We start from the raw sequence: 19,846 nt of genomic DNA on the forward strand, positions 1-19,846 counted from the left end.
TCCCGCGGCAGGGCGGTCAAGGTCGCGCGCGGCGCATACCGACCCATTTACTGTGCCCCCGGCGCACGGCGAAGCCGCGCTGGATCGCTGTCGGGGATCTTCGGTCGTCGGCTTACTTGCCTTGTCGCCACCAGCATTCCCAGCTGAGGCTGCGGGTGTAGAGGTATGTCTGGAAGGCCGTGGGCTGCCTGGGGTTGTGGGGGTGGAGGGGTGCGCGTGAGGCAAGGCGTTCGATGTTGATGGTGATGCCGGTCAGTATGTGTTGGACGTGGGTTTTGCGGAGGTCGTGGTAGTGGCTGCGGCGGGCTTGGTGGCCGTCGACGAGTTCGCAGATGGTGCCTTCGACTCCGGACCGGGTGGCGTAGAGCTGTTTCCACTGGCGGTCCTGCTGGTCGTTGCGGTTGCGGGCCTGGAGTTCGTGCAGGTGGCGGGGGAGGAAGTTCACCGTGCGCGCTGAGTTGCCCCGGGTGCAGGCAGGCCGGTCGGGGCAGGGGTTGCACTGGCTGGGGTGGAACCGGGCAACGGTGTAGGGGGCCATGGCCGGGGCTTCGAGCCAGGTTCTGCTGGTCTGGCCATTCGGGCAGATGGCCTGGCGCCGGTCGAAGTCGATGGTGAAGTCGTCCCTGGTGAAGCGGGTCTGCTCTTTGTGCTGCCAGGCGCCGCTGGCTTTGGCCGGTCCGATGAGCTGGACCTGGTGGTCGCGGGCGGATCGGTCGAGCAGGGCGATGGCGACGTAGCCGCCGTCGACCAGGTGCTGCCCGGGTAGCAGTCGGCGGTGGCGGAGCCTGCCGTGGATGCCGGGCAGGGCCTGGGTGTCTCTGGTCGGTGTGGTGGTGGCGATGTCCCGTGATCAGGTTTGCCGAGGCGTCGGGGTTGCAGGTCTCGGTGACAGGAACCAGGTAGCCGCTCCAGCGGGTGTTGCCCCGGATGGCCCGGCGGGCCTGGGAATCGTAGGGCGAGACGATCCGGACAGCGCCCTGAGGCTGGCCGTCTTTGTCGGTGCGGGGTCGCAGCCGCCCGCGAGCCTCGATGAGGAAGTTCTGCACCACGACCTGCCGCAAGGCTTCTGCCCGGGGACCGCGCCGGTGGGATGGCAGGCGTTCGAGGAGCCGGTGAGCGTCCGCCCCGGCCTGTTTGAGACGGGTGACGGGATGGCTGGGCTGGCTGGGAAGACGGACAGGCCGGCCGTAGCGGAGGGCCCAGTCGGCGTCCACCAGATCGTCCAGGACCTCGGGCTTATGGCTGGCGGCTTCTTCCAGGGCGGCGCGGACTGCCTCGAGGACCAGTTCCAGGCGGGTGAGCTCCCACGCAGTGGCAAGGACCTGGGTGGAGTCGGTTCGCTGCCTGCCCCGCTCTTTGATCACGCCCGCCTGCCGCATCCGGTCCAGAGCCAGGGACAGCAGGTGATCTGCGCGGTCGTCTTGGCCCAGCCGGTCGCGAAAGTCCGTCAGCACACTGTGGTGAAAGCCGGGATCGTCCAGTTCCATGGCCAGGGCGTACTTGAAGTCGATCCGGCACCGAACGGCCTCGACCGCCTGCCGGTCCGACAGGTTGAGCAGGAACTGCAGCACACACACCGTGGCCAACTGCGCCGGCGACAGACCGGGACGTCCATCACGCGGATACCAGGAGACGAAGTCCTCGTCGTCCCACAGTCCGTCGAGGTGGTCACGCACCCACATGGCCGTGGTCCCGCGAGGATTGCCGGCCCGCGCCATCCGAGCCGTGAACTCCGGCACCACCACGCCGGACAAGGGACGAACAGACACCGACCACCCCGGAAAGACAGGCTTACCCCGAACCATCCAGAGGGTCTCGAACCGTCAACAGCCCTGTCCCGGGAATCTCAAGATCCCCGACAGAGTCGCTCAGTGAGGCCAGGAGCGGTACCGATCCCCTGCAGTGTCGCTCCGTTCACGCCGCCACGCCATCAGTCGTGCAAGGCAGGGACCTCCGGACGCCGACCTGGGCCGAACGGCCCTGGCGCGAGAGGCTCCCACGCGGTTCGAATGATCCGGTCAGGCCCATGTGTGGACGCGCGAGACGGAGAACCGTGAGTGACCCGACGATAAGGACACCTGCCATTGCCGACGACGACGGCCGGTCAGACACGTCGGAGGCACGAAGGAGTGTCGAGCTGGACGGCGCCGAGGCGCTGCGACTGCTGGGCAGCGTGTCCCTGGGACGGATCGTCTTCACCCGGCACGCGCTGCCGACCGTCCGCCCGGTCAACCACGTCCTGATCGACGGCGACATCGTCATCCGCACCCACGGTGACGCCACGCTGACCCGGTACACCCGGCAGACCGGAGGTGAGGGGGCCGTCGTCGCCTACGAGGCCGACGACATCGACCCCGACACCCACCTGGGGTGGAGCGTCGTCGTCACGGGCTTTGCGCGGCTGGTCACGGACCCGCGGGAATTGGCTCGGTACCGGGCGTTGTTGCGTCCGTGGGTATCGCAGAGGATGGATCATGCCGTTCGCATCAGTCCCGATCTGATCACCGGGGTCCGCCTCACAGTCAACGGTCCGTTCCCGTCGGCCTGAACGGCTTCACTCGTGCGGGACCACGGCGACCGGCGCGACCGCGTGCTGCAGGACGGTGTGGGCCACCGGGCCGATGCGGCCAGGGTCGGCACCGGTTGGCCAGCGATCCGCTTCGCACTCACCCGTACGCCGAGGCGGCGGGGGCCAGCCGAACGCTTACCTCGATCGGCAGCCGGGCGGACCGGTCCACTCCCGGCGGCGGAATCAGTTCGCCGACGAACGGCACCTATTCGTGGGGTTGTTGCTCCCCCGCATGCACGACTCGGAGACGAGTCTCGTGCATCGCGGCCTCACGGGCGGCCCATTCCGACGCGTCCAGGCTTTCGTTCGAGCCGTCCGGACCGACGGTGACGGTATGCGCCATGAGCGAGCCTCTTTCCGGAACGTGCGTGATGACGTGGCAGCGGGCCGGTCTTCCGTGTGGCACGACGACCACCGGGCAGTGCGCCCGGTGCAACAGTGTGTGGGCGACCGGACCCAGGCGCGGGCCGAGCAGGCTCGCCCGGCGGTGGGCGCCGATGACGACGACGGCAGCCTCCTGGGTCGCTGCCAGCAGTTCGTCCGCGGGAGCGGCACGGACCGCGAACGTTTCCACCATGACGTCGGGGTGCTGGTCCTGCAGCTGGGTGAGGGCGTAGCGCGCCACGGCCTCCTCCGCTCGGGCTTCCCTGGCCGGCCGTTCCTGGCCCGGACTGCTCGCCGCCACCAGGGAGGGGAATGCGGGGGTGATGTGCCGATGGCTCGGGCAGTGCACGACACGGAGCCTCGCATCGCGCCGCTCGGCCTCGTGGAAGGCGTACGCCACCGCCTGCTCGTCCGTGTCGTCCGTGTCGTCCGTGTCGTCCGTGTCGTCCGTGTCGTCCGCCAGGCCTAGCAGCACGTCCCGGCCGTCGTCACACGCGTGGTCCCCACGGACGACCAGGAGCGGTCCTTGCACGAGTCCGGCCAGCCTCAGGCTCACCGAACCGAACGCCGGGCCGACCAACGCGCCCAGGCCGCGTGTTCCCACGACGGTGAGGTCCGCGTCCGCGCTCTCGCGCATCAACGCACGCACTGCACCGCCCTCCGCCACAACGGTCTCCACGGGCAGTTCCGGATGCCGCGCATGTGTGCGTGACATGGCGTAGCCCAGGACCGGTGCGGCCTCGTCGTGGTCCGAAACCGCGGACAGCACACGCAGCGCGCTGCCGTGCCGTACGGCCTCGGCCGCGGCCCAGTCCAACGCCCTTACGGAGATGAGAGAGCCGTCCACTCCGACGACTATGTGACGCGATGCCATGGCCGCACCTGCCCCTTCTTCGAGTGACCGTTCGGTGGAAGCGGTGCTCGACGCACACACCGGCCTCCACGGACGATGCTCCTCGTGCGCCACCGCCCCGGGCAGCAGCCGGGAGAACCCGCGGAATGGCCGAACGACCCTTGTTTCAAGGGCCGTTCGGATTGCACGAAGGCGTGGCGATCAGGGGGGAAGGTCCACTCCGTACAGGGTGCGTCCGCCGACGAGACCGCGTCCGCTGACCACCTCGGGGTCGATGCGCAGGAAGACCTCCTGCGGCGCCGGTGCCCAGGAGCGCGGCCCGGTCCGCAGCAGCCGTGCGTGCTCGGCGGGGTCCCTCACGAGGGTCGCCGACCCCATGACCACGACGCTCCAGCCGGAGTGGGCGGTGGTGTCGATCTCGTCGGCCTCGAAGGCGACCACGGCTCCGTCGATCCCGCTCACGAGTTCGGCGGAATCCGAAGTGCGCACCAGCACCGCGTCGTCGCCGTCGCCGTCCAGGCAGAAGTTGACCGGCAGAACAGCAGGCAATGCCTGCCACGTGTACACGATGCGCCCCACAGGCACGGTGGGCAGCGGACGCAGGCACTCCTGCCGATCGAGTTCGCGGAATCCGTCGTTGGCGTCCATCTGCCTTCTCGTCTCTCGCCTGACATCGCGGTACTGGCACGGTCCGTCGTCAAGCGGCACGGGTGTCCCCGGCCAGGGACCATCGGTCCCCGGCCTCCTGAGAAGGGCCCTGCTCCACCCCTCGTGCGCGGTGCGGAAGACGGTCGTGTCCTCGACGACGCTGTAGTTCAGCCCGGCCGTGCCCACACTGGCGACATACCTGGACGCAGTCACCGCCGGTCCGCGCCCTGATCTGGTGCTCGGCCTGCGTCCCGTTTCCGTCGTCGACCGCGCCGGGCTGGGCGTGCTGTGTCGCGCGCCGAACCGTGCGCGGGCCCGACGTGGCCGACTGCGGCTGGTCACGGACAGCACCCGTTTTCTGCGCATCCTCCGCTGCACGGGCCTGACCGGTTCCTTCGACAACCACCCCAAGTGGCCCGAGGGCTTGGCCGGTACATCGGCTGCCTGGCTCATCTTCGCTTCGGCCGGCTGAGTCGGCGCGAAGACAGGTCCGGTGCGCGCCAGCGCAGCCTACCGTGAGTCCTGACCTGGTGTGCGGCGTGGGGTAGCCGGTCCCTGCGGGCCGTATCCGAGGCGCATGAGCAGGTGCGGATGCGCGGTGTCGGGGGCGGCGGCCAGCGCGTCACGCAGGTCTGCCCATTCGGCTGCCTGATGCATCAGGGACGCGCGCAGTCCGTGCGCCGTCGCGACGAGCCACACGTGTTCAAGAGCCTGTCCGGCGCGCAGCCAGTCGACTCGGCGGTCATGCTCGGTGGTCAGCAGAGCGATGACGGGGTTCACCTCGAAGGGCCGCGCAAGGAGACGTTCGGGATGCCGCTGTGCCGTGAAGTCGCGCAGCGGGAGCCTCTCCCAGGCGTCCTGCGATCCCAGCGCCGTTCGCGGCAGACCTGTGTCGGGCGCCGGTTCCAGGTCCCGGTGCACCCAGCGGCGGCCCTCGGCCGCCCGGCGCGCGTCGAGGCGGTTGCGTCGTTCGGCTTCGGCGGTCAGCCGCAGCATGTGGGGCACGTTCACCCCTTCGGAGAAACGCAGCGATGCGCCTTCCGCTTGGGCCGCCGCACCGAGTTCTTCGCGCACAGCCGCGGGGAGTGGCCGACGCGTGAAAGGGAAACGGCTGCTGTGTCTGCGCCAGATCGCCTCGTAGAGATCCGCGTTCCGTTCCTCGCCCTCCCGGGCGGTGAGCCCCGAGGGTCGCACGGTGGCGAGCAGATCGGGGTCGTCGGGGCGGGGCAGCAGACGTGTGACGGGTGACCAACCGAAGTGGGCCAGCGCAACTCGGAGGTTGAACACGCAAGCCCCGACGGAAAGGAGCAGGGCCCGACCCGAGGGGTCCACGTGCCGCAGGCCCCTGTCGGGATCGGCACGCACTTCGAACGTCACTGTCTCGGAGTCCAGCCCGAAGCGCCATGGCTGGGTGTTGTGGATCGAGGGCGCTGCGACCGCGGCAGCGACACAGGTCTCCACGAGCGCGGCACCAAACGTTGTGCTCTCCATGATGTCCTCCTCACATAGAGACGTCGGACAACTGGCTCTGTTCTACGAGCATGGGCGCCACGCCTTGCCCCCGACAGGGGGCGAAAGGCCTGGGCGGGGCGCCGAAGGGGCCTCGTGACCTCTTGGGCTCAACGGCCCTTCCCTACCGTGCGGTTGGTACCGAGCGGCCCTGCGGCGGCGCCTGATCGGCCCCTGCCGCAGCACGGCCTCCACTGTCACCTTCGGAAGTGTCACCGCGACGACGAGGAGGTGCGGACCGATGTCTTGTGGCAAGTACGCGAAGCAGTGGTTGTGGAGGTGGCGCAGCAACCCTCTGCGGCGACGCGACGACATCGTCGAGGCCTGGATCGTGCTGGCCGTGTGGACGGTCTTCGCCGTGGGCGGCGCCGTCGCCGGACTGGTGACCGCTCATGCCGCGGATGACGTGTTCGCACGGCAGCGAGCCGAGCGGCAATCCGTCCGTGCCATGCTCCTGAGCGACGTCCCGCTCACCGCCACCGCGGCCGGTATCAGCTCCGATCGCCGGATGAGCACAGTTCGCTGGACGGCATCCGACGGCTCGACCCGCACGGGCCGGACCTTGGAGGACACCGGCCTCAAGGCCGGATCCAGGGTCACGGTCTGGCAGGACGGCCAAGGCCGTCTCACCGCCGCGCCGCCGAGCTCCACGGAGGCGGCGGTCGAGTCTGGCGTCCTGGGCACCGCGGCCGCGGCCGGACTTGCCGGCCTGGTATTCGGTGCCGGGGCGCTCGCCCGGTGGCGGCTCGACCGACGCCGCGTCGACGAGTGGGGCAGGGAATGGGATCAGATGGGACCACGATGGGGCCACAAGACCAGTTGAACGTACGACGGACTCCGGGCTCCAGACCGTAGAGCGGCTTGGAGCCTTCCGGCGTGCCCATAACCCGGGCGGGCCGTTCGGCCCCCTGCCATATCGCGACGGTGTCCGACAGGCTTGGCTGCGAAGGTGCGTGTCCCGCCGCGCCGGAAAGGCCGACCGCGATGGAACGAGTGATTCTCGCCTGTACCGACACGTCGGCGCGGAGCCGTTCCGCGGTCGACTGGGCCAGGAGGGAGGCGCAACTGCACGGTCTGCCGATGCGTGTGACCATCGGCCCACCTCCAGACCCGAGCCAGGCGAAAATGATCGTGTACGGCGTCCCTCACGAAGCCGACCCCACCGGCCGGCCGGTCGGCTCCCGAGTTCCGGCGGCCGACCATCCGCTGGTTCTCGTCCCGGACGGAACCGCGCCCGCGCACCATTCCGGAAGAGTCCTTCTCGGAACGGACGCCCGAAACCCTTCCGGCGGGACGATCGACTTCGCCTTCGACAGCGCGCGGGTGCGAGCTGCGCTCCTCCACGTCGTGCATGCCTGGTCGCTTCCGGCCTGCGCCGCCGAGTGGCCTTTCGGCGTGCCGGAGAGAGAGCGTGCGACCTGGGAGGACCACGAGGTGCAGCTCCTGGCCGACGTGCTGCGGCCATGGCGCGAGAAGTACCCGGAGGTGCCGGTGCTCGAAGACGTCGTGCTCCTCACTCCACCTCAAGCGCTCCTGCACCATGCCGAGACCGCCACGCTGGTCGTGGTGGGCAGCAAGCCCGGCCATGAGTGGAGCAAGGTCGTGCGGGCCCTCCTGCACGAGGCCTCCTGCCCCGTTGCCGTGGTACCGGACCGGACGGCGCCATGAGCTCGGCCCCGGGGCCCGGTTCTCGCCGGGCGCCGGGGCCGTCTGAAGGGCCCGAACAGCCCCTCTCCTTCTGCTACGCGTGCGTCAGTGCGCCTGCGATGTCTCCCGCCCATGCCTCGATCGCGCCGAAGTCGCGGAAGTCGCCCCCCTTGCCGGAGCGGAGGATCATCCCGGCCACCCATCCCTTGGCACCTTCCTCCAGGCATCCGCCGAAGGTGACGTGGTCCCGGACGTCCAGCCGGGTCATGTCCCGCTGCACGCCGCGCACGGGCGGGATGTCCCGCTCGGAGGCGGAGGGGTCGAGCGGTCCGCTGCTGAAGAACCACACGGGGCGCTCCGCGAGGAGGACTCGGTTGCGACGGACGAACCGCCGCGCGTCCTTGTGCCAGCGCCCCGCGTAGAGTCCGCCGCCGACCACGACGGCGTCGTAGCGCGCCACGTTCGTCGCGGACCGGGCCGGACGCGACTCGACGGTCAGTCCGGCCTGGCGCAGAATTTCGGTGACGGCTTGGGCGATCTCCGCCGTGGATCCGTTCGTCGTTCCGTAGGTGACCAACACGGTGTCGGTCATGGTGGTCCACCTCCTCTCACAGCCGGCGCAGCCAGTCGTCGGCCACGCCGCGCGCTGCCTGTGCCTGTTGCTCGGTGCGCAGGCGTGCGTCGTCCAGTCGGTAGGTGAGCTTGCCGACCACGTCGACCACGCCGTCGATCCGGCGGGTCATGGACAGAGCGATCTCCGTCTCGCTCTTGCGTTCCATGTGTCCGGTGAGAGTGACGACGCCCTCCGTCACGGAGACCTCCACACTGCGCGACGGCAACCACAGCACGCGTACCAGGACTTCCTCGATCACCTCGTTGCGAATGTCCTGGTCGGGCCGCAGGAAGACCTGGAGGAGGTCGCGGCGCGTGACGATCCCTACGAGCCGGTCCTCCTCGTCCAGGACGGGGAGCCGTTCCACGCGCCGTTGGGCCATGGTGCGGGCGGCCTGGACGATGGTGTCGTCGGCGTGCACGGTCACGGGTGGCCGCGTCATCAGCTCTCCGGCCGTACGGGCCTTGCCCTTCGCGGTCCGGCGTTTGGCGCCGGGCGTCAGCTCGCCGAGCCTCGTGCGATGCTTGGTCTCGTACGGGTCGGGGGTGGTCGCCTGGTGCATCACCAGGTCCGTCTCGGACAGGACACCGATGACCTTGTCGTCCTCGTCCAGCACCGGCAGTCCGCTGATCCGGTGGGTGGCGAGCAGCCGGGCCACCTCCTTGAACGGTGTGCCGTACTGGGCGCGGACGACGTCCGTGGTCATCACAGTGCCGACTTTGTCGTGCCTCATGGCCGTTTCCTCCTCAGCGCAGCCGGCGCAGGTACGGATCCTGGGGGCGGCGCGGCAGCAGACGTATCCGTGCGTCGAGCACGGTGACGCCGCCCGGTGTGGCCAGGACGGGGTTGAAGTCGGCCTCGGCGAGTTGCGGCAGGTCCGACGCCAGCCGGGACAGCCGTAGGAGCAGCTGCTCCAGTTCCCCGAGGTCGACCGGGGTGTTTCCGTTCGCGCCCAGCAGCAGCGGGGCGCAGCGCGGCGAGGTGATCAGCTCGTGTACGTCGCGGTCGGTCAGCGGGGCGAGGCGGGCCGCGTGGTCGGCGAGGACCTCGGTGGCGGTACCGCCGAGCCCGAACAGGACGAGCGGGCCGAAGACCTCGTCCTGGACGACGCCCGCGAAGAGTTCGGTGCCGCGGGTGGCGAGGGGCTGCAGGACCACGCCGGTCATGAGCCCGGCAAAGCGGGTCTCCAGGTCGCGGAACGCGGCCCGGATCTGGGCGTCCCCGCGCAGGTCGAGATGGACGGCCCGCTGCTGGGACTTGTGCAGCAGCCCGGGCCAGTGGGCCTTCATCACCACGCGGCCGTCGTGGCCGCGCAGCCGGTCGGCGGCGAGGACGGCGTCGTCCTCGCTCTCGGCCCAGACCCACGGGATCAGCGGGATGCCGTAGCAGGCCAGCAGATCGGCACAGATCCGTGGGTCAAGCCAGCCGCCGTCGGGGTTCCCGGCCAGGTACTCCTCCACGACCGTTCGGGCCCGCTGGGCCTCGACATCGTCGAGGCCGGGGACTACACCGACGGGCCGGGCGAGCCAGGCGGCACGCCGGGCGGCGTGGGCCATCGCACGGGCCGCCGCCTGGGGTTCGGCGTACGAGGGGATCGTGCCTCCGTCCACGGCGGGCAGCAGCCGGACGGACGCGTCCTGCTCCAGACGTACGGCGAGCACGGGCCGCGCCCGTCGGCCGGGGGTCGCGGTGACGGCCCGCACCAGGTCGTCACCGGTGGCCGCCGCGACCGCCGTGGGCACGAGGGCCACGATCACGGCGTCTATGCCGGGGCACCGGGTGAGGCGGTCCACGCACTCCGTGAGCTGTTCCTCGGACACTGCGGCGGTGGCGTCGACCGGGTTGCCGATGGCGGCACCGTCCGGCAGCACCGCGAGCAATTCGTCGGTCATGGCGGGGGTGAGCGGGGGAACGGCGAGTCCCGCCTCCGCGCAGGCGTCGGCGGTGAGCACACCGACACCGCCCGCGTTGGTGACGATCGCGACGCGGCTGCCCTCCGGCAGCGGCTGGGAATGGAGGAGGGCTGCTGTTTCGAGGAGTTCGCCGACCGAGCGGGTCGCGGTGATGCCGGCCTGGGTGAACAGCGCGCCGCGGGTCATGGTGCGGGTGGCGGCGGCCGCGGTGTGCGAGGCGGCCGCCTTGCGGCCCGCCTCGGTGCGGCCCGCGTCGACGGTGAGCACGGGGATGCGGCGCGTGACGCGGCGGGCGGTGCGGGAGAAGGCGCGCGGGTTGCCGAAGGACTCCAGGTGCAGCAGGGCGAGTTCGGTGCGGCCGTCGCCCTCCCACCACTGGAGCATGTCGTTGCCGCTGACGTCGTACTTGTCGCCGAGGGAGGCGAAGGACGACACGCCGATGCCCAACCGGGACAGTCCGTCGAGCAGCGCGATACCGACCCCGCCGGACTGCACGGCGACCCCGGCCGTCCCGGGGCGGGGGTGCTCGGCGGCGAAGGTCGCGTCGAGGCTCAGCTCCGGGTCGGTGTTCGAGATGCCCAGGCAGTTGGGGCCGACGAGGCGCATGCCGTAGGTGCGGCAGGCGGTCAGCAGGGCCTCGGCCTGGATGTGGTCGAGGCCGGCGGTGACGACGACGAGGGCACGCGCTCCCGCCCTGCCGCACTCGTCGGCGACGGCCGGGACCGCGGCGGCCGGTACGGCGACGATCACGAGGTCGGGCGTCTTGGGCAGGGCCGCGACGGACGGGTGGGACGGCACTCCGAGAATCGACGTGACGCCGGGGTTCACGGCGAAGAGGCGCCGGGTGAAGCCGCCCGAGCGCAGGTGGTGCAGGATCGCCCGGCCGACCGAACCGGGCGTGCGTCCGGCGCCGACCACGGCGACGGCGTCCGGACGCAGCAGGGGCAGGAGGCTGGCCACGTCGGCGGCCCGGCCCCGGGCCTCGACGGCCGACAGGTAGGTGTCGTCCTGGTCGAGGTGGATGGTGCAGCGGACCTCCGGTCCCTCGAAGCGGCGGGAGGTGCGCAGGCCCAGGTCGGCGAAGAGGCGGAGCACCTCGTGGTTCTCGCTGAACGCATCGGCCGTGAAGGTGGTGATGCCCTCCGTCCGCGCGGCCGAGACCAGGTGCTCGACGAGCAGGGTGCCCACGCCGCGGTGGTGCAGGCCGTCGGCGACGGCGATGGAGATCTCCGCACCGTCCTTCTCCCCGCCGGTGTCGTACTCGGCGAGTCCGATCACCCGGCCGTCCGTCTCCGCCAGCAGGGCCCGGCAGCCCGGGCGGGCCGGCGCGCAGGCCCGGTCGGCGGCCATGACGGCCGAGCGCCGGCTTGCGGCGAGCCTCCGAGGAGCCGGCCACTTCGCTCACACCTGCTCGGGTACGACCGCGACGGCGCATGCGGAGTGGTGCAGCACCGCGTGGGCGACGCGCCCCAGCTGGAGTCCGAGGTGCCCGGGATTGCGCCGGGCACCGACCACCAGCAGGTCCGCCTCGTGCGAGGCGTCCATGAGGACCCTGCGGGCGGGACCCTCGACCGTACGCCGGCGCAGGTCCACGTCCGCGGGTGCGTCCTTCAGCGCCTTGTCCAGGACCTCGGTGGCGTGTTGCTCGTGCAGACGCGCGGATTCACCGGCGAGCAGAGGGTGGTCGGTGGTCTCGTGCGCGGGGCACCGCCAGGCCCGTACGGCGTCCAGCGTCGCGTGGCGCAGTTTCGCCTCCTCGACGGCGAAGCGCAGGCCGACGGAGTCCGCCGCGTTCTCACCGATGCCCACGACGATCCGGCCGCGCGCACCTGCCCGGACCTGGTTGTCGTGGCTGCCGCGCAGCACGATCACCGGGCAGTCCGCGTGGGCGGCGACGGTCAGGCTGACAGACCCGAGCAGCATCTCGACGAAGCCGCTGCGGCCGCGGGTGCCGAGCACCAGCGCGGAGGCAGTGTGTCCCTCGTGGACGAGCGCGTACTCGGGCTCCTCCGGTAGTACGTCGGTGGAGACCGCGATGTCGGGCTGGCGCAGGCGGGCCCGCTGCGCGGCGGTCCGTACGATGTCCTCGGCCATGACCTGCTCGGACGGCTTGCCGAGGCCCTCGGCGAGGGACTCGCCCTCGTACCGCTCCCAGAGGGAGGCGTACACCAGCCGCAGCGGGAGCCCACGCAGAGCGGCCTCGTCGGCCGCCCAGTCGACGGCCCGCAGGCTGGGTTCGGATCCGTCGACGCCGACGACGATCGGGAGGACCATCGTGCCCACCGTCCCGTGCCGAAGTCGAAGACGATCCGGGCCTTGACCTCGCCGCGCAGCACCTCGGCGATGGAGTCGTTGACGGAGGTGAGGGGGCGGGCCTCGTAGATGACCTTGGTGCGGCCGGCCGCGTGCAGCTGGAAGACCTCGGCGAGGTCCTGCCGGGTGCCGACGATCGAGCCGATCACCGAGGTGCCGTTCAGGACGGTGTCGAAGACGGGGACCCGGACCGTGCCGTGCGCGGGCAGGGCCACCATGACGAGCTTGCCGCCGTGCCGCAGGCCGGAGTTGACGGCTTCGAAGGCCGCGTCGTTCACCGCGAGCGCGATGGCGGCGTGGGCGCCGCCGTGCTGCTTGAGCACCTCGCCGACGTTCTCCTTGCGGGCGTCGATGACGATGTCCGCGCCGAGTTCGGCGGCCAGTTGGAGCTTCTCGTCGGTGACGTCGATCGCGGCGACGGTAGCTCCGGCGATCTTCGCGTACTGCACGGCGAGGTGGCCGAGCCCGCCGATGCCGGAGATCGCGACGAGCTGGCTGGGCTTGACGTCGGCGACCTTGAGCGCCTTGTACGTCGTCACGCCCGCGCAGGTCAGCGGGGCGGCCTCCAGGGCGGTGATCCCCTCGGGCACGGGCTGGGCGAAGTCGGCCCAGGCCAGCATCTTCTCGGCGTACCCGCCGTCGCAGCCGTACCCGGTGTTGATCTGCTGCTCGCACAGCGTCTCCCAGCCGGACAGACAGTGCTCGCACCGCCCGCACGCCTTGCCGAGCCAGGGCACGGCCACCCGCTGCCCCACCGACAGGTGGGTGACGCCCGCGCCGAGCGCCTCCACCAGGCCCACGCCCTCATGTCCGGGAACGAACGGCGGGCTCGGCTTGACCGGCCAGTCGCCGTACGCCGCGTGGATGTCGGTGTGGCACAGCCCGGACGCCTCCACCCGGACCCGGACCTGGCCGGGGCCGAGCTCCGGGTCGGGGCGCTCCTCGATGACCAGGGGCTCGCCGAACGCTCGTACGACCGCTGCCTTCATGGTTCTTCTCCTCAGGAGTGATCGGGGATCGGGGGGTCAGCTGTGGGGGACGACGGCGACGGGGGCGGTGGAGTGGTGCAGGACGGCGTGCGTGACGTGTCCGATGTGGGCCCCGAACGGGCTGCGGCGGATGCGCCGGCCCACGACGACGAGGGAGGCCTCGCGGGAGGCTTCCACGACGTGGACGGCCGCGCTGCCGTAGCGGGACTCCTCGACGACGTCCACGTCGGGGTGCTTCTGCCGCCAGGGCCGCAGCACCTTGGCCAGGGCCTCGGCATCGCCGAGAGCCAGTCCTTCGTGCAGCGCGGGGTTGGCGGGCGCGCCGTAGGCGTAGTAGGGCGGCGGGTTCCAGCCGTGGACGACCCGCAGGGACGTTTCGCGGACCAGCGCAGCCGCGAAGGCGAACTCGATCAGCGTCTCGTCCGGGTGCTCGACGTCGAGTCCGAGAACCACCGGCAGGAACGGGGTCGCGGCGGAGGCAACGCCCGCCGGATCCGGCTCGTGCTCGTCGGCGGCCACTTCCAGCGCGCGGACCAGCACGACGGGGCGGTCGGCGTGCGCAACGGCGGACAGGCCGATCGAGCCGACCATGAACCCGCCGATCCTGCTGAGGCCTCGCGAGCCCAGAACGAGGAGTTCGGCGCTCTTGGCTGCCTCGGCAAGGACGTCACCGGGGTGTCCTGAAAGCTGCTCCCTGATCACCTCGACGCCGGGGTGGCGCAGGCCGATGCCCGCCGCGGCCTCGCGCGGGATCCGCTCGGTCCAGTGCTGCTGGGCCTCGGCTCCCAGGAGAGGCGCCTGAGCCATCGGCTCCGGGACCGGCTCCCAGACATGGACTATCTTCAGGGGCAGGTCGCGCAACTCGGCTTCGCGAGCCGCCCATTCTGCGGCGGCCCGGCTCTCGCGCGAACCGTCGAGACCTACGGTGATGGCACGGAGCATGATCTCCACCTCCTGGGGCGAGGGATCCGATTTCAGAGTCGTCTTCGGGCGGTTCCTCGTTTAGGGGCCACTGGTCCCGGATCGGGGCAGGCCGACCCCTTGCACGGCTCGGCGCGGCGGGCCGGGTGACGGGCCCACCGCGCCGTCGGTACTCAGCGCAGCCAGCTGTGGTCGCGGACGAAGGGCAGCTTGGCCCAGAGCCGGCCCGCGCCCAGGGTGTCGCCGGCGGCGACAGCGGCCAGAACGATCAGGGCGACGGCGTAGATCAGGTGGTAGTCGACGAACGGGTTGGTCGACATGCTCGCCGGGCCGTCGGAGAGGTGCTTGGCGGGCGGCCACTCGGCGATCCACATCAGCGCCATCATCGCGGTGCCGGCGACGGCAGCGATCCGCAGCGCGACGCCGGCGACGAGGGCGAGGCCGATTCCGAGCAGACCGAGCATGAACAGCCAGTTCGCCCAGGGGTCGCCGGCCCAGGAGTGGAAGGTGGACTCCATCGGTCCGACGGCGACGGACCCGAGGAAGCCCTTCGTCGGCGAGCCGCCGTCGATCCAGCCCTTGCCGGAGGGGGTGGCGTAGCCGAAGCCGAAGGTCTTGTCGAGGAACGCCCACAGGAAGACGAACCCCGTGAGCAGGCGCAGGGACGCGAAGGTGTAGGTCCGCGCGATGTGCGTGCCGGTGCCTGCCGACACCGCCGACTCGGATGCGGAGGCAGTTCGGTTCCTGCGCAGCGACGGCAGGTGGAAGCCGGAGCTCCGGTGCGGGTGCTCGTGCACGGCCATGGTCATGGTTCCCTTCGAGGGCGGTCGGGTCGGTGCCTGACACCACTCACTCTGGCCGCCCACGCCGGTTGGCAACGGATGCCGAAGGTCCGCAGACCCAGGGCCGAACGGCCCTGCTCTCAGAGGCCGTTGCGACGGGTGCGGCACGCCGGGCACGCGGGCTCTCGCCGTGGCGCTCACGAGCGGTAGATCATGAGGTCAGACGACGGCAGGCGGTACATGTCCCAGGGCTCGGACGAACACGTCCCCCAGTGGCTCCGACTGGTGCCCGGTCTCGTCGCCCTCCTCGGCTACCGGCGTGCGTGGCTCACGGGTGAACTGCTCGCCGGGGGGACCGTGGCCGCGTACCTCGTGCCGCACGTCATGGCCTACGCCGGGGTGGCCGGGCTGCCGCCGGTCGCCGGGCGGCGATCCTGCCGGCCCTCGCGATGTACGCCCTGTTCGGTTCCTCGCGGCTGCTGTCGGTCGGCCCCGAGTCCACGACCGCCCTCATCACGGCCATCGTGGTCGCGCCGCTCGCCGCCGAGGACTCCGGACGCTACGCGTCACCGGCGGCGGCCCTCGCGGTCACCGTCGGACTATACTGCCTGGTCACCCGCGCGATGCGGCTGGGCTTCCTCACGGACCTGCTGTCCGGTCCTGATCGGCTATCTCGCGGGCGTGGCGCTCATCATGATGGTGGACCAGCTGCCCAAGCTCACCGGGGCACCGACGATCGGATCGGAGTTCTTCCCCCAACTGTGGTTCTTCGTCAGCGACCTGACGGACACTCACCTGATCACCGTCGTGTTCTCCATGGTCACACTGGTGTTCCTCCTCCTTATGGACCGGTACGTCCGTGCCGTGCCCGGTCCGCTGGTGGCGGTCGTCCTGGGCACTGCCGCCGTCGTGGTCTTCGAACTCGACGGGCAGGTGAGCAGCAGCGCCAGCCGCACCGCCCTCGCGTCCTCGGCGGGCGCCCGCAGCCAGGCGTACTCCCTGGTGGCGGGGCGGTGGTCCTGGCGGTGCTGCTGTTCCTCAGCCCGCTGCTGACGCGCACGCCGTCCGCCGTGCTCGGCGCGCTTGTCGGTCCGCATGATCGAACTCGCCGGCTTCCGCCGATTGGCGTCCTTCCGCCGCCGGGAACTGCTTCTGGCGCTCGGCTGCCTCGCCGGGGTGCTCGCGCTGGACATCCTCTACGGCGTGATCGTGGCCGTCGGCCTGTCGGTGGCCGAGCTGCTGACCCGGGTGGCGCGTCCGCACGACGCCGTGGAGGGGCTGGTCCCCGGTGTGGTCCGCATACACGACGTCGACAACTACCCACAGGCCCGGACGACCCCCGGCCTGCTCGTCTACCGCTACGACTCCCCGCTGCTCTTCGCCAACGCGGAGGACTTCCGGCGCCGCGCCCTGGCCACCGTCGACGAACAGAGCGACCCGGTCCGCTGATTCGTCCTCAACACCGAAGCCAACATCGAGGTCGACATCACCGCCCTCGACGCGGTCGACGAACTGCGCCGCGAACTGACCTACCGAGGCGTCGTGTTCGCCCTCGCTCGTGTGAAGCAGGACCTGCTGGACGACCTAAATGCGTACGGCCTGGTGGACTCGGTGGGCACGGAACGGATCTTCCCGACGCTGCCGACGGCCGTGACGGCGTACCGCACGTGGCTCGGCGGTCAGTAGGCGGGCACTCCGTGTTCCCGGAAGCGTGCGCGGACGCTCGCGGTCAGAGCCGGGTCGGGGACTGGGGTGTCGCGCAGCGGGAAGGGAATACCGAGTGCCTCGTACTTGGAGGCGCCGAGCTTGTGGAAGGGCAGGACGTCGACGCGCTCGACCGTGCCGAGCCCCGCGACGAAGCCGGCCAGGGCATCCACCGACCGCGGATCGTCGGTCCAGCCGGGGACCAGCACATAGCGGATCCGCATCGGGACGCCGAGGCGGTCGAGGCGGGTCGCGAAGCTGAGGGTGGGGGCGAGGCGGCCGCCGGTCAGTTTCCGGTAGGTGTCGATGTCGAAGGACTTGATGTCCAACAGGACCAGGTCCGTGTCGGCGAGGAGTTGGTCGGTGGCACGCGCGCCGAGGAAGCCGGAGGTGTCGAGGGCCGTGTGCAGTCCGGCCTCCTTGCAGCGGCGCAACACCTCACTGGTGAAGGCCGACTGGAGCAGCGGCTCTCCCCCGGTGATCGTCACCCCTCCCCCAGCCGTGGTGACGAAGGCCCGGTACTTCTCGATCTCCGCCATCACCTCGTCCACCGTCGTCTCCCGGCCGTCGCGCATGTCCCACGTGTCGGGGTTGGCGCAGTACAGGCAGCGCAGGGGGCAGCCGCTGGTGAAGAGGACGAACCGGGTCCCGGGACCGTCCACGCCGGTGGACAGGTCCCAGGAGTGGATCCGGCCGGTCGTCACGGTCGTCACAGCGATCCGTGGAAGGTACGACTGATCACGTCGAGCTGCTGCTCGCGGGTCAGACGAACGAAGTTCACGGCGTACCCCGAGACCCGGATGGTCAGCTCCGGGTACTTCTCCGGGTGCTCCATCGCGTCCTCGAGGGTGGCCCGGTCGAGGACATTCACGTTCATGTGAAAGCCGCCGGCGGCCATGTAGGCGTCGAGGATGCCCACCAGGTGCCCCGCGCGCTCCTGGGGGGCGTGCCCCAGTCCCTCCGGGGTGATGGTCGTGGTCAGCGAGATGCCGTCGCGGGCCTGCTCGTACGGCAGTTTGGCGACCGAGAGCGCGGAGGCGGCCACACCGTGGCGGTCACGGCCGTTCATCGGGTTGGCGCCCGGAGCGAAGGGCTGTCCGGCCCGGCGCCCGTCGGGGGTGTTGCCAGTGTGCTTGCCGTAGACGACGTTCGAGGTGATGGTCAGCACTGACTGCGTGTGTTCGGCGTCCCGGTAGGTGGGGTGCCGGCGGACCTTGGCCATGAAGGACTCCACCAGTCCGACGGCGATGCTGTCGGCACGGTCGTCGTTGTTGCCGTACGCCGGGAACTCGCCCTCGGTGAGGAAGTCGACGGCCAGCCCGGTCGCGTCCCTGAAGACCTTCACCCTGGCGTGCTTCACCGCGGACAGGCTGTCCGCCGCGACGGACAGTCCCGCTATGCCGCAGGCCATGAAGCGGTGGACGGGGTGGTCGTGCAGCGCCATCTCGATGCGCTCGTAGGCGTACTTGTCGTGCATGTAGTGGATGACGTTGAGCGTGTTGACGTACGTCTCCGCGAGCCAGTCCAGGACGCGGTCGTAGGCCGCCGACAGTTCCTCGTAATCCAGGTACTCGCCCGTCAGCGGGGGCATCGCGGGGGTGACCTGGTCGCCGGACATCTCGTCCCGGCCGCCGTTGACGGCGTACAGCAGCGCCTTGGCCAGATTGACGCGGGCGCCGAAGAACTGCATCTCCTTGCCCACCGCCATGGCGGAGACGCAGCAGGCGATCGCGGTGTCGTCGCCGTTGCGGGGCCGCAGCAGTTCGTCGGACTCGTACTGGACGGCGCTGGTGTCGATGGACACCTGGGCGCAGAACTCCTTGAAGCCGGCGGGCAGCCGAGGCGACCACAGCACGGTCAGGTTGGGTTCGGGGGCGGGGCCGAGGTTGTAGAGGGTCTGCAGGAAGCGGAAGGAGGTGCGGGTGACCAGAGGGCGGCCGTCGTTGCCGATGCCGCCGATCGACTCGGTGACCCACGTGGGGTCGCCGGAGAACAGGGCGTCGTACTCGGGCGTCCGCAGGAACCGGACGATCCGCAGCTTGATCACGAAGTCGTCGATCAGCTCCTGGGCGCGGGACTCGTCGATGATCCCTTCGTCCAGGTCCCGCTGGAGGTAGACGTCGAGGAAGGTCGAGGTGCGTCCCAGCGACATCGCGGCGCCGTTCTGCTCCTTCACCGCGGCGAGGTAGCCGAGGTAGAGCCACTGCACCGCCTCGTGCGCAGTGGCCGCGGGGCGTGAGACGTCGAAGCCGTAGGTCGCTGCCATGCGGGTCAGCTCCCCCAGGGCCTTGATCTGCTCGGCGAGTTCCTCACGGTCGCGGATGACGTGCTCGGTGGACGGCTCGGCGTCCAGCCGGGCCCGCTCGACACGCTTGGCCGCGATCAGCCGGTCGGTGCCGTACAGGGCGACGCGACGGTAGTCGCCGATGATCCGGCCGCGACCGTAAGCGTCGGGCAGCCCCGTGATGATGCCGACCTTGCGAGCGGTCCGCATCTCGGGCGTGTACGCGTCGAAGACACCGTCGTTGTGGGTCTTGCGGTAGGTCCCGAAAACCTTCGTCACGAACGGGTCGGCCTCGTAGCCGTACGCCTTCAGGCTGTTCTCCACCATTCGCAGACCGCCGTTCGGCATGATCGCGCGCTTGAGCGGGGCGTCGGTCTGGAGGCCGACGATCAGTTCCCGGTCACGGTCGATGAAGCCGGGGGCGTGCGAGGTGATCGTCGACGGCGTCACGGTGTCCACGTCGAGGATCCCGCGCGACCGCTCCTCGGGGTACAGCGAGCTGACCTTGTCCCAGACGGTGCGGGTGCGGTCCGTGGCGTCGGCCAGGAAGGACGCGTCACCGTCGTACGGGGTGTAGTTGGCCTGGATGAAGTCGCGCACGTCGATCAGCTCGCGCCAGCGGGTTCCGGCGAAGCCTCGCCAGGCCGCGGTGACCTGGTCGCCGACTGTCACGGTTGCGGTCATCGCCGTTCCTCTCCTCGGTTCGTGTCCTGCACT

17 protein-coding genes and 4 pseudogenes are annotated in these 19,846 nt (G+C 70.5%); 7 read left to right on the forward strand and 14 right to left on the reverse strand.

What is annotated here, in order from left to right; all coding sequences use genetic code 11:
* Positions 1–112: 112 nt before the first annotated feature.
* Positions 113–538, reverse strand: a complete 426-nt coding sequence (locus ABT085_RS18670; protein WP_351608580.1) for a transposase — start codon at positions 536–538, stop codon at positions 113–115.
* Here ABT085_RS18670 and ABT085_RS18675 point away from each other — a divergent pair.
* Positions 509–766, forward strand: a complete 258-nt coding sequence (locus tag ABT085_RS18675; RefSeq protein WP_351608636.1) for a hypothetical protein — start codon at positions 509–511, stop codon at positions 764–766. The two genes, ABT085_RS18670 and ABT085_RS18675, sit on opposite strands and share 30 nt — an antisense overlap.
* 724 nt (positions 767–1,490) lie before the next feature.
* Here ABT085_RS18675 and ABT085_RS18680 read toward each other — a convergent pair.
* Positions 1,491–1,805, reverse strand: a pseudogene (locus ABT085_RS18680) (transposase); the annotation flags it as partial.
* A 248-nt stretch (positions 1,806–2,053) separates the two neighbouring features.
* Here ABT085_RS18680 and ABT085_RS18685 point away from each other — a divergent pair.
* On the forward strand, positions 2,054–2,548 hold the full coding sequence (locus ABT085_RS18685) for a pyridoxamine 5'-phosphate oxidase family protein (RefSeq protein WP_502982752.1): 495 nt from the start codon (positions 2,054–2,056) through the stop codon (positions 2,546–2,548).
* A gap of 226 nt (positions 2,549–2,774) precedes the next feature.
* On the opposite strand, the gene ABT085_RS18690 is transcribed toward ABT085_RS18685, so the two are convergent.
* Positions 2,775–3,827: a universal stress protein gene (locus ABT085_RS18690; RefSeq protein ID WP_351608583.1), complete on the reverse strand. Its 1,053-nt coding sequence runs from the start codon at positions 3,825–3,827 to the stop codon at positions 2,775–2,777.
* Positions 3,828–4,007: 180 nt separating this feature from the next.
* A complete protein-coding gene (locus ABT085_RS18695; RefSeq protein ID WP_351608586.1) occupies positions 4,008–4,454 on the reverse strand; it encodes a pyridoxamine 5'-phosphate oxidase family protein in 447 nt (148 codons plus the stop codon).
* 178 nt (positions 4,455–4,632) lie between these two features.
* Between ABT085_RS18695 and ABT085_RS18700 the strand changes: the two genes are divergently transcribed.
* Entirely contained in the window at positions 4,633–4,926 is a 294-nt protein-coding gene (locus tag ABT085_RS18700; RefSeq protein WP_351608589.1) for an STAS domain-containing protein, read from the forward strand.
* A 38-nt stretch (positions 4,927–4,964) separates the two neighbouring features.
* Here the strand turns inward: ABT085_RS18700 and ABT085_RS18705 are convergent, their stop codons facing one another.
* Complete coding sequence (locus ABT085_RS18705; protein ID WP_351608591.1) at positions 4,965–5,945, reverse strand: Acg family FMN-binding oxidoreductase; 981 nt, start codon at positions 5,943–5,945, stop codon at positions 4,965–4,967.
* Between the two features lie 259 nt (positions 5,946–6,204).
* Here ABT085_RS18705 and ABT085_RS18710 point away from each other — a divergent pair, with 259 nt between their 5' ends.
* Positions 6,205–6,786 carry an Rv1733c family protein gene (locus ABT085_RS18710; protein WP_351608594.1) on the forward strand — a complete coding sequence of 194 codons (582 nt, stop codon included), beginning with the start codon at positions 6,205–6,207 and terminating at the stop codon, positions 6,784–6,786.
* A gap of 302 nt (positions 6,787–7,088) precedes the next feature.
* Positions 7,089–7,631 (forward strand): universal stress protein, encoded by a 543-nt coding sequence (locus tag ABT085_RS18715; RefSeq protein WP_351608634.1) that lies wholly within the window; start codon positions 7,089–7,091, stop codon positions 7,629–7,631.
* A 73-nt stretch (positions 7,632–7,704) separates the two neighbouring features.
* Here ABT085_RS18715 and ABT085_RS18720 read toward each other — a convergent pair whose 3' ends face one another.
* From ABT085_RS18720 to ABT085_RS18750, 7 genes and pseudogenes are all read right to left on the reverse strand, one after another.
* Complete coding sequence (locus tag ABT085_RS18720) at positions 7,705–8,202, reverse strand: flavodoxin domain-containing protein (RefSeq protein WP_351608597.1); 498 nt, start codon at positions 8,200–8,202, stop codon at positions 7,705–7,707.
* 16 nt (positions 8,203–8,218) lie between these two features.
* Positions 8,219–8,956: a CBS domain-containing protein gene (locus ABT085_RS18725; RefSeq protein WP_351608599.1), complete on the reverse strand. Its 738-nt coding sequence runs from the start codon at positions 8,954–8,956 to the stop codon at positions 8,219–8,221.
* A 13-nt stretch (positions 8,957–8,969) separates the two neighbouring features.
* Complete coding sequence (locus ABT085_RS18730; protein ID WP_351608602.1) at positions 8,970–11,486, reverse strand: bifunctional acetate--CoA ligase family protein/GNAT family N-acetyltransferase; 2,517 nt, start codon at positions 11,484–11,486, stop codon at positions 8,970–8,972.
* A gap of 51 nt (positions 11,487–11,537) precedes the next feature.
* On the reverse strand, positions 11,538–12,410 hold the full coding sequence (locus ABT085_RS18735) for a universal stress protein (protein ID WP_351608605.1): 873 nt from the start codon (positions 12,408–12,410) through the stop codon (positions 11,538–11,540).
* 8 nt (positions 12,411–12,418) lie between these two features.
* Positions 12,419–13,438, reverse strand: a pseudogene (locus ABT085_RS18740) (zinc-dependent alcohol dehydrogenase); the annotation flags it as partial.
* Positions 13,439–13,474: 36 nt separating this feature from the next.
* On the reverse strand, positions 13,475–14,380 hold the full coding sequence (locus ABT085_RS18745) for a universal stress protein (RefSeq protein WP_351608607.1): 906 nt from the start codon (positions 14,378–14,380) through the stop codon (positions 13,475–13,477).
* A 152-nt stretch (positions 14,381–14,532) separates the two neighbouring features.
* Positions 14,533–15,162 carry a hypothetical protein gene (locus ABT085_RS18750; RefSeq protein WP_351608610.1) on the reverse strand — a complete coding sequence of 210 codons (630 nt, stop codon included), beginning with the start codon at positions 15,160–15,162 and terminating at the stop codon, positions 14,533–14,535.
* Positions 15,163–15,590: 428 nt separating this feature from the next.
* On the opposite strand from ABT085_RS18750, the pseudogene ABT085_RS18755 reads away from it, so the two are divergent.
* Together ABT085_RS18755 and ABT085_RS18760 are read left to right on the forward strand one after the other, a co-directional pair.
* A pseudogene (locus ABT085_RS18755) lies at positions 15,591–16,194 on the forward strand (SulP family inorganic anion transporter).
* Between the two features lie 42 nt (positions 16,195–16,236).
* A pseudogene (locus tag ABT085_RS18760) lies at positions 16,237–16,827 on the forward strand (STAS domain-containing protein).
* Here the strand turns inward: ABT085_RS18760 and pflA are convergent.
* Positions 16,821–17,558 carry a pyruvate formate-lyase-activating protein gene (gene pflA / locus ABT085_RS18765; RefSeq protein ID WP_351608611.1) on the reverse strand — a complete coding sequence of 246 codons (738 nt, stop codon included), beginning with the start codon at positions 17,556–17,558 and terminating at the stop codon, positions 16,821–16,823. The pseudogene ABT085_RS18760 and the gene pflA overlap by 7 nt on opposite strands.
* Positions 17,555–19,813: a formate C-acetyltransferase gene (gene pflB, locus ABT085_RS18770; RefSeq protein WP_351608613.1), complete on the reverse strand. Its 2,259-nt coding sequence runs from the start codon at positions 19,811–19,813 to the stop codon at positions 17,555–17,557. The genes pflA and pflB overlap by 4 nt, the downstream gene beginning before the upstream one ends.
* Positions 19,814–19,846: the final 33 nt, after the last annotated feature.

The sequence above is a fragment of the Streptomyces sp. NPDC002265 genome (genome assembly GCF_040296125.1).
Taxonomy (GTDB): Bacteria; Actinomycetota; Actinomycetes; order Streptomycetales; family Streptomycetaceae; genus Streptomyces.